This is a genomic window from Pseudomonas sp. BAV 4579, from assembly GCF_009765395.1.
Classification (GTDB): Bacteria; Pseudomonadota; Gammaproteobacteria; order Pseudomonadales; family Pseudomonadaceae; genus Chryseomonas; species Chryseomonas aestiva.
On record NZ_WHOV01000046.1, the window covers coordinates 1 to 14,204 of the forward strand.

The 14,204-nt window shown below is 64.6% G+C and carries 14 protein-coding genes, 1 tRNA gene and 1 pseudogene; 13 read left to right on the plus strand and 3 right to left on the minus strand.

Translation table 11 applies throughout. The annotated features are described in order from the left end of the window. The first annotated feature begins 71 nt into the window (after positions 1 to 71). The 11 genes from GSQ95_RS11195 to GSQ95_RS11245 all read left to right on the plus strand — a co-directional run bounded on the left by GSQ95_RS11195 (position 72) and on the right by GSQ95_RS11245 (position 8,584). Positions 72 to 686 (plus strand): methylthioribulose 1-phosphate dehydratase, encoded by a 615-nt coding sequence (locus tag GSQ95_RS11195; protein WP_158891257.1) that lies wholly within the window; start codon positions 72 to 74, stop codon positions 684 to 686. After that, positions 683 to 1,234, plus strand: a complete 552-nt coding sequence (locus GSQ95_RS11200) for an acireductone dioxygenase (protein ID WP_158891255.1) — start codon at positions 683 to 685, stop codon at positions 1,232 to 1,234. The genes GSQ95_RS11195 and GSQ95_RS11200 overlap by 4 nt, the downstream gene beginning before the upstream one ends. Then, positions 1,231 to 1,917 carry an acireductone synthase gene (mtnC, locus tag GSQ95_RS11205; protein ID WP_158891254.1) on the plus strand — a complete coding sequence of 229 codons (687 nt, stop codon included), beginning with the start codon at positions 1,231 to 1,233 and terminating at the stop codon, positions 1,915 to 1,917. Before GSQ95_RS11200 ends, mtnC begins: the two co-directional genes overlap by 4 nt. A 105-nt stretch (positions 1,918 to 2,022) precedes the next feature. Continuing rightward, positions 2,023 to 2,235: a PLD nuclease N-terminal domain-containing protein gene (locus GSQ95_RS11210; RefSeq protein ID WP_372237634.1), complete on the plus strand. Its 213-nt coding sequence runs from the start codon at positions 2,023 to 2,025 to the stop codon at positions 2,233 to 2,235. A gap of 96 nt (positions 2,236 to 2,331) precedes the next feature. After that, positions 2,332 to 3,183, plus strand: a complete 852-nt coding sequence (gene speE / locus GSQ95_RS11215; protein WP_158891252.1) for a polyamine aminopropyltransferase — start codon at positions 2,332 to 2,334, stop codon at positions 3,181 to 3,183. A 103-nt stretch (positions 3,184 to 3,286) separates the two neighbouring features. Continuing rightward, a complete protein-coding gene (locus GSQ95_RS11220) occupies positions 3,287 to 3,628 on the plus strand; it encodes a ribonuclease E inhibitor RraB (protein WP_133861144.1) in 342 nt (113 codons plus the stop codon). A 257-nt stretch (positions 3,629 to 3,885) separates the two neighbouring features. Continuing rightward, positions 3,886 to 5,295: a circularly permuted type 2 ATP-grasp protein gene (locus GSQ95_RS11225; protein ID WP_158891249.1), complete on the plus strand. Its 1,410-nt coding sequence runs from the start codon at positions 3,886 to 3,888 to the stop codon at positions 5,293 to 5,295. 62 nt (positions 5,296 to 5,357) lie between these two features. Beyond that, the gene (locus GSQ95_RS11230) at positions 5,358 to 6,311 is read left to right on the plus strand and encodes an alpha-E domain-containing protein (protein WP_158891247.1); all 954 of its coding nucleotides are present in this window, start codon (positions 5,358 to 5,360) and stop codon (positions 6,309 to 6,311) included. Continuing rightward, on the plus strand, positions 6,308 to 7,126 hold the full coding sequence (locus GSQ95_RS11235; RefSeq protein ID WP_158891245.1) for a transglutaminase family protein: 819 nt from the start codon (positions 6,308 to 6,310) through the stop codon (positions 7,124 to 7,126). The genes GSQ95_RS11230 and GSQ95_RS11235 overlap by 4 nt, the downstream gene beginning before the upstream one ends. Positions 7,127 to 7,223: 97 nt before the next feature. After that, entirely contained in the window at positions 7,224 to 7,961 is a 738-nt protein-coding gene (locus GSQ95_RS11240) for a proteasome-type protease (protein ID WP_158891243.1), read from the plus strand. 533 nt (positions 7,962 to 8,494) lie between these two features. Beyond that, positions 8,495 to 8,584 (plus strand) — tRNA-Ser (locus tag GSQ95_RS11245). Positions 8,585 to 8,658: 74 nt separating this feature from the next. On the opposite strand, the pseudogene GSQ95_RS11250 reads toward GSQ95_RS11245, so the two are convergent. The 3 genes and pseudogenes from GSQ95_RS11250 to GSQ95_RS11260 all read right to left on the minus strand — a co-directional run bounded on the left by GSQ95_RS11250 (position 8,659) and on the right by GSQ95_RS11260 (position 10,888). Further along, positions 8,659 to 9,470, minus strand: a pseudogene (locus GSQ95_RS11250) (HDOD domain-containing protein). Positions 9,471 to 9,654: 184 nt separating this feature from the next. Further along, positions 9,655 to 10,386 (minus strand): UDP-2,3-diacylglucosamine diphosphatase, encoded by a 732-nt coding sequence (gene lpxH / locus GSQ95_RS11255; RefSeq protein WP_158891241.1) that lies wholly within the window; start codon positions 10,384 to 10,386, stop codon positions 9,655 to 9,657. Position 10,387: 1 nt separating this feature from the next. Then, complete coding sequence (locus tag GSQ95_RS11260) at positions 10,388 to 10,888, minus strand: peptidylprolyl isomerase (protein WP_158891239.1); 501 nt, start codon at positions 10,886 to 10,888, stop codon at positions 10,388 to 10,390. Positions 10,889 to 11,034: 146 nt separating this feature from the next. Between GSQ95_RS11260 and GSQ95_RS11265 the strand changes: the two genes are divergently transcribed. Further along, on the plus strand, positions 11,035 to 12,723 hold the full coding sequence (locus GSQ95_RS11265; RefSeq protein WP_158891237.1) for a glutamine--tRNA ligase/YqeY domain fusion protein: 1,689 nt from the start codon (positions 11,035 to 11,037) through the stop codon (positions 12,721 to 12,723). Further along, complete coding sequence (cysS, locus tag GSQ95_RS11270) at positions 12,723 to 14,108, plus strand: cysteine--tRNA ligase (RefSeq protein ID WP_158891235.1); 1,386 nt, start codon at positions 12,723 to 12,725, stop codon at positions 14,106 to 14,108. The genes GSQ95_RS11265 and cysS overlap by 1 nt, the downstream gene beginning before the upstream one ends. Positions 14,109 to 14,204: the final 96 nt, after the last annotated feature.

Consider the following 14,204-nt stretch of genomic DNA (forward strand, 5'->3'; position numbering starts at 1 on the left):
TTCCTCAGCGTTTTTCGCCTCGCCTGACCGTCGCTCGGCGACTTTTCGTACAGAACCTAGGAGAACCCTCCATGATCCAGCAGCGTGAGCAACTGGCCCGGGAAATCATCGACGCCGGTCGCTTCCTCTATGGCCGCGGCTGGTCGCCGGCCACCAGCAGCAACTATTCGGTACGGCTGTCCGACAGTCGCCTGCTGCTGACCGTCTCCGGCAAGCACAAGGGTCAGCTGGAGCTGGACGACGTCCTCGCCACCGATCTCGACGGCACGCCGCTGGAGGACAAGAAGCCTTCGGCCGAGACCGCGCTGCACACCCAGCTCTATCGCTGGCAGCCGGAGATCGGCGCCGTGCTGCACACCCATTCGGTGAATTCGACGGTGCTCTCGCGCCAGCTCGCAGGCGATCGCCTGCTGCTGGACGGCTACGAGCTGCAGAAGGCCCTGCATGGCGTCACCACCCACGACGTGCGAGTGGAGATCCCGGTGTTCGACAACGACCAGGACATCCCGCGCCTGGCCGACCAGGTGCAGACCTGGCTGGACGTGCATCCCGACTGCGTGGGGTACCTGATCCGCGGACACGGCCTCTATACTTGGGGCCCGCGCATGGCCGATGCCCTGCGCCACGTGGAAGCCTTCGAATTCCTCTTCGAATGCGAACTCAAGACCCGGAGCCTGCGTCCATGAGCCGACTGACCGTCTACCACGATGCCGAACCGCGCCAGCCGCTGAAGGTGATCAGCGATGGCGAGCACATCGCCGCCACCCTGGCCGAGGTCGGGGTGCGTTTCGAGCGCTGGCAGGCCACCGCCCCGGTGGCGCCGGGCGCCAGCCAGGAGGAGGTGATCGCCGCCTACCGACCGGAAATCGATCGCCTCATCCAGGAGCGTGGCTACCAGACCGTCGACGTCATCAGCATGCATCCCGAGCATCCGCAGAAGGAGGCGCTGCGCGCCAAGTTCCTCGAAGAACATCGCCACAATGAAGACGAGGTGCGCTTCTTCGTCGCCGGCCAGGGCCTCTTCACCCTGCATATCGACGAGCACGTCTACGCGGTGCTCTGCGAAAAGGACGATCTCATCTCGGTGCCGGCCGGCACTCCGCACTGGTTCGACATGAGCGAGTCGCCGTCCTTTGTCGCCATCCGCCTGTTCGACAATCCCGATGGCTGGGTCGCCCACTTCACCGGCGTCGACATCGCCCAGCGCTTCCCGCGCCTGGAGGTCGAGGCGTGACGATCAAGGCCATCCTCACCGATATCGAAGGCACCACCAGCGCCGTCAGCTTCGTCTTCGACGTGCTTTTCCCCTATGCCCGTGAGCACCTGCCGGCCCTTGTGCGCGCCCATGCCGGAGCGCCGGCGGTGGCCGAGCAACTCGACGCCGTGCGCGCCGAAGCCGGCGAGCTGGACGCCGACGTGGAGCGGGTGATCGCCATCCTGCTGGAGTGGATCGCCACCGACCGCAAGGCCACACCGCTCAAGGCGCTGCAGGGTCAGGTATGGGAGCAGGGCTATCGCGCCGGCACCCTCAAGGGCCACGTCTATCCCGACGCCGTCCAGGCCCTGCGCCAGTGGCACGCGGCGGGGCTGCCGCTGTACGTCTATTCCTCCGGATCGATCCAGGCGCAGAAGCTGATCTTCGGCTGCTCCGAGCATGGCGATCTCACGCCTTTGTTTTCCGGGTATTTCGATACCCTGACCGGTGGCAAGCGCGAAGCCGAGTCCTATGCGCGCATCGCCTCGGCCACCACCCACGCGCCGGCGGAACTGCTGTTCCTCTCCGATGTGGTGGAAGAGCTGGATGCCGCGCGTCAGGCGGGCCTGCCGACCTGCGGGATGGTACGTGCCGGTGGCCAGCTGGGCGATCATCCGTGCGTGGCGTCCTTCGCCGACATCGATCTCGCCAGACTCGGCTGAAGCCTACGGCCGGCCCCGTTGCCAAGCGAGCCGGCCGAACTCGATGCCCCCATCGCCAGTCCCAATTGACGAGACCTGTGTCCTCGCAATGGGAGTCGCGATATGATCAATTCCACCATCGGCGGTGTGCTGGGCTTCATCGTCTTCCTGCTCGATATCTGGGCCATCGTCAACGTCATCCGCAGCGACAGCACCAATAACGCCAAGATCGGCTGGACGGTGCTCATCATCGTGCTGCCGGTGATCGGCCTGATCGCCTGGGCGGCCGCCGGACCCCGCGGCAATCGCTCGGCCACGGCGCCCACGCACAAGGGCTAGCCAGCACAACGCTGGAGCCTGTCACATCCAGCTCTTACAATGCCCGGCTTTTGGCCGGGCATTGTCTGTCTCGGCCAGCCACCTGCGGAGATCGACATGAGCGACTACCTGGAAACCCTCTACGACGGCTACGGTCAGCGATTCACCGTCGAGCGCATGCTGCACGAGGTGCGCACCGAGCATCAGCACCTGGTGATCTTCCAGAACGCCGTGCTGGGCAAGGTCATGGCCCTAGATGGCGTCATCCAGACCACCGAGGCCGACGAGTTCATCTATCACGAGATGCTCACCCACGTGCCCCTGCTGGCCCATCCGGCGCCCCGGCGGGTGCTCATCATCGGCGGTGGCGACGGCGGCATCCTGCGCGAAGTGGCCAAGCACCGGGGTGTCGAGCACATCACCATGGTCGAGATCGACGGCTCGGTGGTGGCGATGTGCAAGGAACACTTCCCCGGTCACTCGGCCGGCGCCTTCCACGATCCGCGGCTGAAGCTGGTGATCGACGACGGCATGAATTTCGTCGCCAACACCACCGAGCGCTACGACGTCATCATCTCCGACTCAACCGATCCCATCGGCCCGGCCGAGGTGCTGTTCTCGGAGAACTTCTACCAGGCCTGCCATCGTTGCCTGCACGAAGGCGGCGTGATGGTCGCCCAGAACGGCACGCCCTTCCTGCAGCTGGACGAGGTCAAGACCACCGCCAGCCGCATGGCCGGGCTGTTCGCCGATTGGCACTTTTACCTGTCAGCGGTGCCTACCTATATAGGGGGCGTCATGACCCTGGCCTGGGGTAGCAAGGACCCGACCTTGCGTCGGCAAGATGCCGAAACCCTGGCGCAGCGCTACAGTGATATAGGCATCCAGACCCGTTATTACACTCCGGAGCTGCATGCCGCAGCCTTTGCTCTACCTCGATACGTGCTGGAGGCCATCGGCAAGGCGTAAGCCCTGGCGGTCGCTGCACCGTTCGAGTTCTCAGCCGCGACTCGCCAGGCGTCGGTAGCGACGTCCAGCGAGACGATCATCCGAACCAGAGGAGGGCAGTCCTATGTCCTTGTCGTTTGCCGATGATGTGAGCTTGAACCTGCTGCAGCGGATGAAGGAGGGTGGCTTCGATTTCGCCCGCTTCCATCCCATCGACTTCTTCGCCATCTTCGCCGATGAAGGCAAGGCCCGCATCGCTGCGGACCAGTTTCACGGCGAATCCCTCAACGCCCAGGTGCTGCCCCATGAAGAGGGCGGCTGGCATCTGCAGGTCAGCAAGGTGATGTTCGCCACCCACGCCACCATCGATGATTTCGAAAGCGATCTCGAGGCGGTGGTGGCGCCGCTGGGCGGTCAGCTCGATGGCTGGGGCGTCACCCAGGAAGTCAGCCGCAGCTCCGCCTGATCCTGCGCCTCCCGAGGCGGCATCCCAGACGGGGTGCCTGTCTCATCTCTGGTAACCGCTCCGCCCTTCAATCATCGCACTTTCCGCGTGGCGCACCGTCTTAGGCTCATGACGGAGACGTTGCGGTGCATGCGCACGCTTACGTGCCTGGGTTTGGTGCATCGTGCGCCTCGCAGCCGCGCAAGGGCTTGATCTTGAAGGCTCAGGCGCTGGCACGCGGCTTGCGAAGCTGCACCGTGGGTGACAAGGAGATCGGCATGAGCCGCCAACTGTATAACGAGATGTATGACGTCCAGGCACAATGCCGACCGCATTATGGTCGCTATGCCCAGTGGCTGAGCGAGACACCCCCGGAACTCCTGGCCCAGCGGCGGCGTGAAGCCGATCTGCTGTTCCATCGCGCCGGGATCACCTTCACCCTCTATGGCGACGAACAGGGCACGGAGCGCCTGATTCCCTTCGACGCCTTGCCGCGCGCCATTCCCGCCAGTGAATGGCAGATCATCGAACGCGGTTGTATCCAGCGTGTCCAAGCGCTGAATCTCTTTCTTCACGACCTCTATCACGACCAGCGCATCATCAAGGCCGGGGTCATTCCCGCCGAGCAGGTGCTGGCCAACGACCAGTACCAGCTGGCCATGCAGGGGCTGGATCTGCCCAATGGCATCTACGCCCATATCGCCGGGGTCGACCTGGTCCGCGACGGCGATGGCGCCTACTACGTGCTGGAAGACAACCTGCGCACCCCCAGCGGTGTCTCCTACATGCTCGAGAACCGCAAGATGATGATGCGGCTGTTTCCCGAGCTGTTCACCCTGGAGCGCATCGCGCCCATCGACCACTATCCGAACATCCTGCTCGATACCCTGCGCAGCTCCACCCCGGTCAACAACCCCACGGTGGTGGTCCTTACCCCAGGGCGCTTCAACAGCGCCTACTTCGAGCACGCCTTCCTCGCCCGCGAGATGGGCGTGGAGCTGGTGGAGGGTGCCGATCTGCTGGTGCGCGACGAGCAGGTGTTCATGCGTACCACCTCGGGCTTCCGCAAGGTCGATGTCATCTACCGGCGCCTCGACGACGCCTTCCTCGACCCGCTGGCCTTCAATCCCGATTCCATGCTCGGCGTGCCCGGTCTGCTCGCCGCCTATCGCGCCGGTAACGTCATTCTGGCCAATGCCATAGGTACCGGGGTGGCCGACGACAAGTCGATCTATCCCTATGTGCCGGAGATGATCCGCTTCTATCTCAGCGAAGAACCCATCCTCTATAACGTGCCCACCTGGCAGTGCCGCAAGCCGGACGAACTGTCCCATGTGCTGGCCAACCTGCCCGAGCTGGTGGTCAAGGAAGTCCATGGTTCCGGCGGCTACGGCATGCTGGTCGGCCCCACCGCCAGCAGTATGGAGATCGAAGCCTTCCGCGCGCGGCTCAAGGCCAATCCCAGCGCCTACATCGCCCAGCCGACCCTGTCGCTGTCCACCTGCCCGACCTTTGTCGAGAACGGCATCGCGCCGCGCCACATCGACCTGCGGCCCTTTGTGCTGTCCGGGCGCAAGACGCGTCTGGTGCCCGGTGGCCTGACCCGGGTCGCCCTACGCGAAGGCTCGCTGGTGGTGAATTCCTCCCAGGGCGGCGGCACCAAGGACACCTGGGTGGTCCAGGACTAGATCGCCACAGAACAGCGGCCGCTCCGGCGGCCCCGCAAGGACCTTTGAAAGGCGACCCCACCATGTTGAGTCGTACCGCTGCCGATCTGTACTGGATGTCCCGCAACCTGGAGCGCGCCGAGAATCTCGCGCGGATGCTGGACGTCAGCTATTCGCTGTCGATGATGCCGCAGAGCGGGCAGGGCGGAGGCCTGGATGAACTGGCCATGCCACTGCTCATCACCGGCACCCTGGATGACTACCGGGAAAAGCACGGGGCCCTGCACCCCGAGCGCCTGCTGCACTTCTTCGCCCTGGACGAGCGCAACCCCGGCAGCATCTATTGCTGTCTGCAGGCCGCGCGCAGCAATGCCCACGCGGTGCGTGGGCGCATCACCGCCGACATGTGGGAGAATGTCAACTCCACCTGGCTGGAGATGCGCGAGATCGCCGTTACCGGCCTGATCCGCTTCGGCATCAGCCGGTTCTGCGAGTGGGTGAAGGAGCGTTCCCACCTGTTCCGTGGCGCCACCGTCGGCACCATCATGAGAAACGACGCCTATCGCTTCATCCGCCTGGGTACCTTCGTCGAGCGCGCCGACAATACCCTGCGCATGCTCGACGCCCGCTATCAGGTGCTCGGCGAAGAGGAAGCGGAAGCCATCAGTGATGCCTCCGCCCGCGGCTTCTATCAGTGGAGCGCCCTGCTGCGCGCCCTGAGCGCCTTCGAGGCCTACACCGAGCTCTATCGCGATGCCCTCAACGTGCGCAACGGCGCCGAGCTGCTGCTGTTGCAGGAAGACCTGCCGCGCTCGCTGCTGGCCTGCGTGATCGAGCTGCACCGGGTGCTGGTCAGTCTGCCCGGCGAGAACGGTCGCGAGGCCAAGCGCCTGGCGGCCGGCCTGGAGGCGCGACTGCGCTACACCAGCATCGACGAGGTGCTCGAAGAAGGACTGCATGCCTGGATCGGCGATTTCATCGTCCACGTCCGCCAACTTGGCAGTGGCATCAACACCGCTTACCTGGAGATCGTATGAGACTCGCGATCCATCACGAAACCCTGTATCGCTACGCCGACCTGGTCCGCGCCAGCATCCAGTACCTCCGCCTCACCCCCCAGGATGATGCTCGTCAGCGCATCCTCAACTGGGAGCTGGCACTGCCACGCCCGGCGCTCGCGCAGCGCGATCCCTTCGGCAACATTCTCCATGTGCTGACCCTGGATACCCCCCACGACGCCATCACCATCACCGCCAGCGGCCAGGTGGAGATCGACGAGACCTTCGAGGCGGAACCGTGCCAGGCTTCGGCCTTTCCCTTCCTGCGCCAGACCCGGCTGACCGAGGCCGACGAAGCTCTGACGACCTTTGCCCGCGAGGTCTGCGACAGCCGTCGGGATCGCGACAGCCTGATCCAGCTGATGGAGCGCCTGCACGAGCGTATGACCTATATACCTGGCTCCACCGAGGTGGACGGCAATGCCGCCCAGGCCTTCGCCAAGGGTGCCGGGGTCTGCCAGGACCATGCCCATGCCTTCCTGGCCTGCGCCCGCAGCCTGGGTATCCCGGCGCGCTATGTGTCCGGCTATCTGGCCACCGATGACAGCGCGCACCTCTCCAGCCATGCCTGGGCGGAAGCCTGGCACGACGGCGCCTGGTACAGCTATGACGTTACCAATCGCCTGATCCGACCAGAGCGGCACCTGCGCCTGGCCATCGGCCTGGACTACCTGGATGCCTGTCCAGTGCGTGGCATGCGCCGCGGAGGCGGGGTGGAGCACATGGAGGCCAGGGTACTGGTCGAGCCCCTGCAGCAGGTGCAGCAGGTGCAGCAGGTGCAGCAACAGCAATAATCAGCGCTGCCCACAGCAGACAAGAAGGCGGCCACGGGCCGTCTTTTCTTTTGGGGTCGGGCCTGTTGCGTCGACCATTCCATCACCCGAGGTTCGCATGACGTACTGTGTCGCCATGAAACTGCAGGATGGCCTGGTATTCGTCGCCGACTCCCGCACCAATGCCGGGGTCGACAACATCGCCACCTTTCGCAAGCTGCACCTGTTCCGAATCCCCGGCGAGCGCCTGATCGCCATCCAGTCAGCGGGTAATCTGGCCACCTCCCAGGCGGTCGTCAGTCTTCTCCGTCAGCGGCTGGACAGCGAGCGGGACAACCTGCACGGGGTGCCCACCCTGTACGACGCCGCCCGGCTGCTGGGGCAGACCCTGCGCGAGGTCCTGCAACGCGACGCCGAGGATGCACCCCAGGGCCACGGCCTGGACCTGAGCTGTTCCTTTCTGCTGGGTGGACAGATCCGTGGCGCGGAGCCGGAGCTGTTCAATCTCTATCCCCACGGCAACTTCATCAGTGCCACCGAGGACACGCCTTACTTCCAGATCGGCGAGAGCAAATACGGCAAGCCCATCCTGGATCGGGCGCTGACCTTCGCGACGCCGCTGGAGGAAGCCCTGCGCTGCGCGCTGCTGTCCTACGACGCCACCATTCGCAGCAATCTCTCGGTCGGGCTACCGCTGGATCTGGTGGTCTATCCGCGTGATCGACTGGCGCAGGTGAGCAGTCATCGGATCGACGAACACGATCCCTACTTCCAGGCCTTGCGCAAGGGCTGGGGGGAGGGGCTGCGTGACCTGCTGGCAGCCTTGCCGGCAGCCCCTGCGGACTATTGGCGCTAGGGATCAGCCAACGAACCGCGAGAGGTTGGGGATGACCAGCACTACGGTGGTGACGATGAGCACGAAACTCGCCTGACGCCACTTGGGGACGGGATTCTTGAACATGACTCGGGGCCTTTATTGTTAGCTGTTTAGAGCCTTTACGTCTTCAGCGGGAAGCGCTTGCGCAACAGCGGCATGCAATTACTGATACCCGCAGGCTTGAGCACTATCCAGTAGCTATAGAACATAAATTTCAGTTTTGTGGCGGTAACCGGCCAGGCGGTTATCAGAAATGTCGTACCAGGCAATTTTTCCTTTGCTTTCAGCCGATTAGAAAAATGCTTGCGACGCTACCGTTGGTCGGAGGTAGCGATGACCTGAAGGGGAGAGCGCGCGACCAACCGGTCATCCCGTGAACGGGACAGGGCGCAGGTCTTTCCGGGTCTTGAATGCAAATGCATGAATAGATTGAAGAAAAAGCTTGCCATCGGAATCGCCTTTGCCTATAGTTGCGCGCCTCGGTGATGCAGATGCAGCCGCCGAGCAAATCTGGTGAGGTGTCCGAGCGGTTGAAGGAGCACGCCTGGAAAGTGTGTATAGGAGAAATCTTATCGAGGGTTCGAATCCCTCCCTCACCGCCAGATCTGAGAGAACCTCTGAGAGCCCAGCTCCAGGGGTTTTTTCTTGCCTGCGATTTGGCCAGGCCATCCAGCAATCAGGCGGCCTGGGCGAAGGTCGCGGCGGTGTCCCGGGCGTTGGGCAGTACGGCCGTCAGCTGCGCCAGATCGATGCTGGCGAACAACGGGCCACTCAGGTGCTGCACCTTGCTGTCGCCGGCGCTCTCGTGGAGCACCTCGGCCACGGCGACCGCCTGGGCCACGACCAGCGCATAGCCATTACCTTCCGGTGCTTGCAGCGGGCGGGCCTGGTAGCCGATGGCGTCGCGCAACACCTGGGGTAGCTGCCAGCGGCGGGCCAATTCCGCACCCACCTCCGGATAGCCAAAGCCCAGTTGCAACGTTTCGTCAGCGGCGCGATGGCTGCTGGCGGTGGCGCGGCCGGCCAGGCTCGGGGCCAGCTCCGGCGCGCCGCTCTGGATCAGCAACTCGCCGATGTCATGCAGCATGCCGCAGGTAAAGGCGGTTTCCTGATCCAGGCCGGCCTGCTTAGCCAGCGGCTTGCCAGGCTGGCGACCAGGAAGCTGTTGTACCAGAAGGCCTGCAGATCGAAGCCGGGCGCGGACTTGAAGCCGCTGGCGAAGGCCGAGGCCAGCACCAGGGTGCGCAGGGTGTTAAAGCCCAGGCGCAGGGCGGCGTCTTCGATGCTGGTGGATTCACGGGCGCCGCGGAAGCGCGCCGAATTGGCCAGGCGCAGTACCTTGGCGGCGATGACCGGATCACGCGCCACGGTGCGCGACAGGGTTTCGATGCTGGTGTTGGGGTCGTCGAACTGGCGGATCAGGACCTGCGCCACCTCGGGGACGTTGGGCAGGTTGTGCAGCTGGGCAAAGAGGGTGTCGAGTTGCATGGGCGTCTCCGCGGAAAAGGGTTACATCTCCTTACACCCTCGTCATCGGTCGCCTGCGCGGATTTCTGTAGCTGTCATGTGACGATCGGTCGCAGTCCGGGCGGTCACGACCGGCTAGCCGGAAGAAATTACATTGGCGGTCAGGGACTTGCCGCCAGCGAGCCAGGCCTGCCTGGCCGCGCCATTACCGTTCGTCCAGGGCGAAATCGACCTGGGTCAGACCTGCTGCGCTGGCTTCCAGCACCCAGCCGCGACGGTCCCAATCGCCCAGCACGATACGTTCGGCCGGCTGGCTATCGAGCAGCATTTCATGCTTGGCGGGCCTGTGGGTATGGCCGTGGATCAGCGTCGTCACCCGGGCGGCGCGCATCTCCCGCTCGACCTCGGATTCGGTGACATCGGTGATGTCCATGGCCTTGGCCCGGGTCTGCTGGCGACTCTCGCTGCGCAGCTTGCGTGCCAGCTTCTGGCGGCTGGCCAGTGGCAGGTGGCGCAGCACGAAGAGGGTGAGGGGATTGCGCAGGATGCGGCGCAGCTTCTGGTAGCTCTCGTCGCGGGTGCAGAGGGTATCGCCATGCATCAGCAGCACCCGGCGGCCGTGGAAGTGGGCGATATGGCGATCCGGCAGCAGGCGGCAGCCGGCCTGGCGGCAGAAGGCCTTGCCGATGAGGAAGTCGCGATTGCCATGCATCAGGTAGACGGCCGTGCCGCTGTCGGCCAGTTGGCGCAGGGCGGTGGCGATCTCCTGCTCGAAGGCACCCATGGCGTCGTCGCCGATCCAGGCTTCGAACAGATCGCCAAGGATGTACAGGGCCTCGGCACCGTGGGCACGGTTCTGGAGGAAATGCAAAAACGCCCGGACCAGGTCCGGGCGTTGCGGTTCGAGATGCAGGTCGGAGACCAGTAAAATGCTCATCTTACTCAGCGGGGACGATCTCGGCCTTCTCGATGATCACGTCTTCGCTCGGCACGTCCTGGTGACCGGCCTTGCTGGTGGTGGCGACGCCCTTGATGGCGTTGACCACGTCCATGCCTTCGACGACCTTGCCGAACACCGCATAGCCCCAGCCCTGGCTGGTGGGCGCGGTATGGTTGAGGAAGGTGTTGTCGGAGACGTTGATGAAGAACTGCGCCGAGGCGGAGTGCGGGTCCATGGTGCGGGCCATGGCGACGGTGCCGATCGCGTTGGAGACGCCGTTGTTGGCCTCGTTCTTGATCGGGGCGCGGGTCGGCTTCTGCTTCATGCCCGGCTCGAAACCACCGCCCTGGACCATGAAGTTGCTGATCACACGGTGGAAGATGGTGCCGTCGTAGTGACCGCTCTTGACGTATTCCTTGAAGTTGGCCGCGGTTTCCGGCGCCTTGTCCTCGAAGAGTTCCAGGGTGATGACGCCGTGGTTGGTGTGCAGCTTGATCATGGCAGCGAATCCGTAGCTAAGGGGGACAGCATCCAGACCCGGCGAGGGCCTCAAGGGTTTCGCCGGGACTTGACGGGTTGGGCTATGATACGGGTTTACCTTTGCCCGGCCTACCCTGGCCGTGCGTCTGCCCAGTTAAGGATCCCATGAGCAAGCCGACTTCCGACTCGTCCACCGCCGCCAAAGCCGCCCCCGCGCATTTCCTGCGGCAGATCGTCCAGGCTGACCTGGACGCCGGCAAGCAGGCCAAGATCGTCACCCGTTTCCCCCCGGAGCCTAATGGCTACCTGCACATCGGCCACGCCAAGTCGATCTGCGTGAACTTCGGCCTGGCCAAGGAATTCGGCGGCGACTGCCATTTGCGCTTCGACGACACCAACCCGGCCAAGGAAGACCAGGAATACATCGACGCCATCAAGAGCGACGTGCACTGGCTGGGCTTCGACTGGGCCGGCGAGGTGCGCTACGCCTCCGCCTACTTCGACCAGCTCTATGCCTGGGCCGTCAACCTGATCGAGCAGGGCCTGGCCTATGTCTGCGACCTCACCCCCGAGCAGGCCCGCGAATACCGCGGCAGCCTCACCGAGCCGGGTCGCAACAGTCCTTTCCGCGACCGTTCGGTGGCCGAGAACCTGGACCTCTTCGCCCGCATGAAGGCCGGCGAATTCAAGGACGGCGAAAAGGTGCTGCGCGCCAAGATCGACATGGCCTCGCCCAACATGAACCTGCGCGATCCCATCCTCTATCGCATCCGTCATGCCCATCATCACCAGACCGGCGACGCCTGGTGCATCTATCCGAGCTATGACTTCACCCATGGCCAGTCCGATGCCCTGGAAGGCGTGACCCACTCCATCTGCACCCTGGAGTTCGAGGACCATCGCCCGCTGTACGAATGGTTCCTCGCCAAGCTGCCGGTGCCGGCCCAGCCACGCCAGTACGAATTCGCCCGTCTCAACCTGAACTACACCGTCACCAGCAAGCGCAAGCTCAAGCAGCTGGTGGACGAAGGCCACGTGCACGGCTGGGATGACCCGCGCATGTCGACCCTGTCGGGCTATCGCCGTCGCGGCTACACCCCGGCCGCCATCCGCAACTTCTGCGAGATGATCGGCGTGACCCGCTCCAACGGCGTGGTCGACGTGGCCATGCTGGAGTTCGCCATCCGCGAGGACCTGGACCAGAACGCCCCGCGCGCCATGTGCGTGCTGAGGCCCCTCAAGGTGGTGATCACCAACTACCCCGAGGGCCAGGTCGAGAATCTGGAACTGGCGCGCCATCCCAAGCAGGACCTGGGCGTGCGTCAGCTGCCCTTCACCCGCGAGCTGTACATCGACCAGGGTGACTACGAGGAGAATCCGCCCAAGGGCTACAAGCGCCTGGAGCCGGGTGGCGAGGTGCGCCTGCGCGGCAGCTACGTGATCCGTGCCGACGAAGCCATCAAGGACGCCGACGGCAATGTCGTCGAACTGCGCTGCAGCTACGACCCGGACACCCTCGGCAAGAACCCCGAGGGCCGCAAGGTCAAGGGCGTGATCCACTGGGTGCCGGCCGAGGGCAGCGTGGAGTGCGAGGTGCGCCTCTACGATCGCCTGTTCCGTTCGGCGCAGCCGGAGAAGAGCGAAGAGGGCGGCAGCTTCCTCGACAACATCAACCCCGATTCCCTGGTGGTGCTCCAGGGCTGCCGCGCCGAGCCGTCGCTGGCCCAGGCCCAGCCGGAAGACCGCTTCCAATTCGAGCGCGAGGGCTATTTCTGCGTCGATCCCAAGGATTCGGCGCCCGGCAAGCCGGTGTTCAACCGCACCGTGACCCTGCGCGACTCCTGGGGGCAATGATGGCGCTGCACCTCTACAACACCCTGACCAAGACCAAGGAAGCCTTCACGCCGCTGGTGCCGGGGCAGGTGCGGATGTACGTCTGCGGCATGACCGTCTACGACTACTGCCACCTGGGTCATGGTCGCAGCATGGTGGCCTTCGACGTCATCACCCGCTGGTTGCGCCATAGCGGCTACGACCTGACCTATGTGCGCAACATCACCGACATCGACGACAAGATCATCAATCGCGCCAACGCCAACGGTGAGCCCTTCACCGACCTGGTGGCGCGGATGATCGAGGCGATGCACGAGGACGAGGCGCGGCTGAATATCCGCAAGCCCGATCAGGAGCCGCGCGCCACCGAGCACATCGACGGCATGCACGCCATGATCCAGACCCTGATCGGCAAGGGCTACGCCTATGCCGCGGGCAATGGCGACGTCTACTACCGGGTCAATCGCTTCGCCGGCTACGGCAAGCTGTCGCGGCGGCGCATCGAGGACCTGCGCATCGGTGCCCGCGTCGAGCCGGGCGAAGCCAAGGAAGATCCGCTGGACTTCGTGCTGTGGAAGGCCGCCAAGCCAGGCGAGCCGAGCTGGCCGTCGCCCTGGGGCGCCGGGCGACCGGGCTGGCACATCGAGTGCTCGGTGATGTCCACCTGCTGCCTGGGCGAGACCTTCGACATCCACGGCGGCGGCAATGACCTGGAATTCCCGCACCACGAGAACGAGATCGCCCAGAGCGAGGCGGCCACCGGCAAGACCTACGCCAACGCCTGGCTGCATTGCGGGATGATCACCATCAATGGCGAGAAGATGTCCAAGTCGCTGGGCAATTTCTTCACCCTGCGCGAGGTGCTGGAAAAGTACCACCCCGAGGTGGTGCGCTACCTGCTGATCGCCAGTCATTACCGCAGTCCGATCAACTACTCGGAAGACAACCTGCGCGAAGCCAAGGGCGCTTTGGAGCGCTTCTACCATTCGCTCAAGGGCCTGCCCCAGGCGCCGGCGCAGGGTGGCGAAAGCTATGCCGAGCGCTTCGCCCAGTGCATGGACGACGACTTCAACACCGCCGGTGCCTGCGGTGTGCTGTTCGAGCTGGCCCGCGAGATCAACCGCCTGCGCGAGAGCGATCCTGCCGCGGCCGCTGGCCTGGCCGGGCGGTTGCGCGAACTGGGTGAGGTGCTGGGCGTGCTGCAGCTGGAGCCGGAAGCCTTCCTGCGCGCCGACGCGGCGGGGCGGGTGGATGCGGCCGAGGTCGAGGCGCTGATCCAGGCGCGCCTGAACGCACGCGCGGAAAAAAACTGGGCGGAATCCGACCGCATCCGCGACCAGCTCACCGCCCTCGGCGTAGTGCTGGAAGACGGCAAGGGCGGCACCACCTGGCGCTTGGCGGAGTAACGACGCCTGGCGGCGAAGCCTTTCCAAGCGTCCAGGTCATATCGCGGCCATGGGCCGCTCCTACGAGAGCGCTGCAGCCTGTAGGAGCGGCCCATG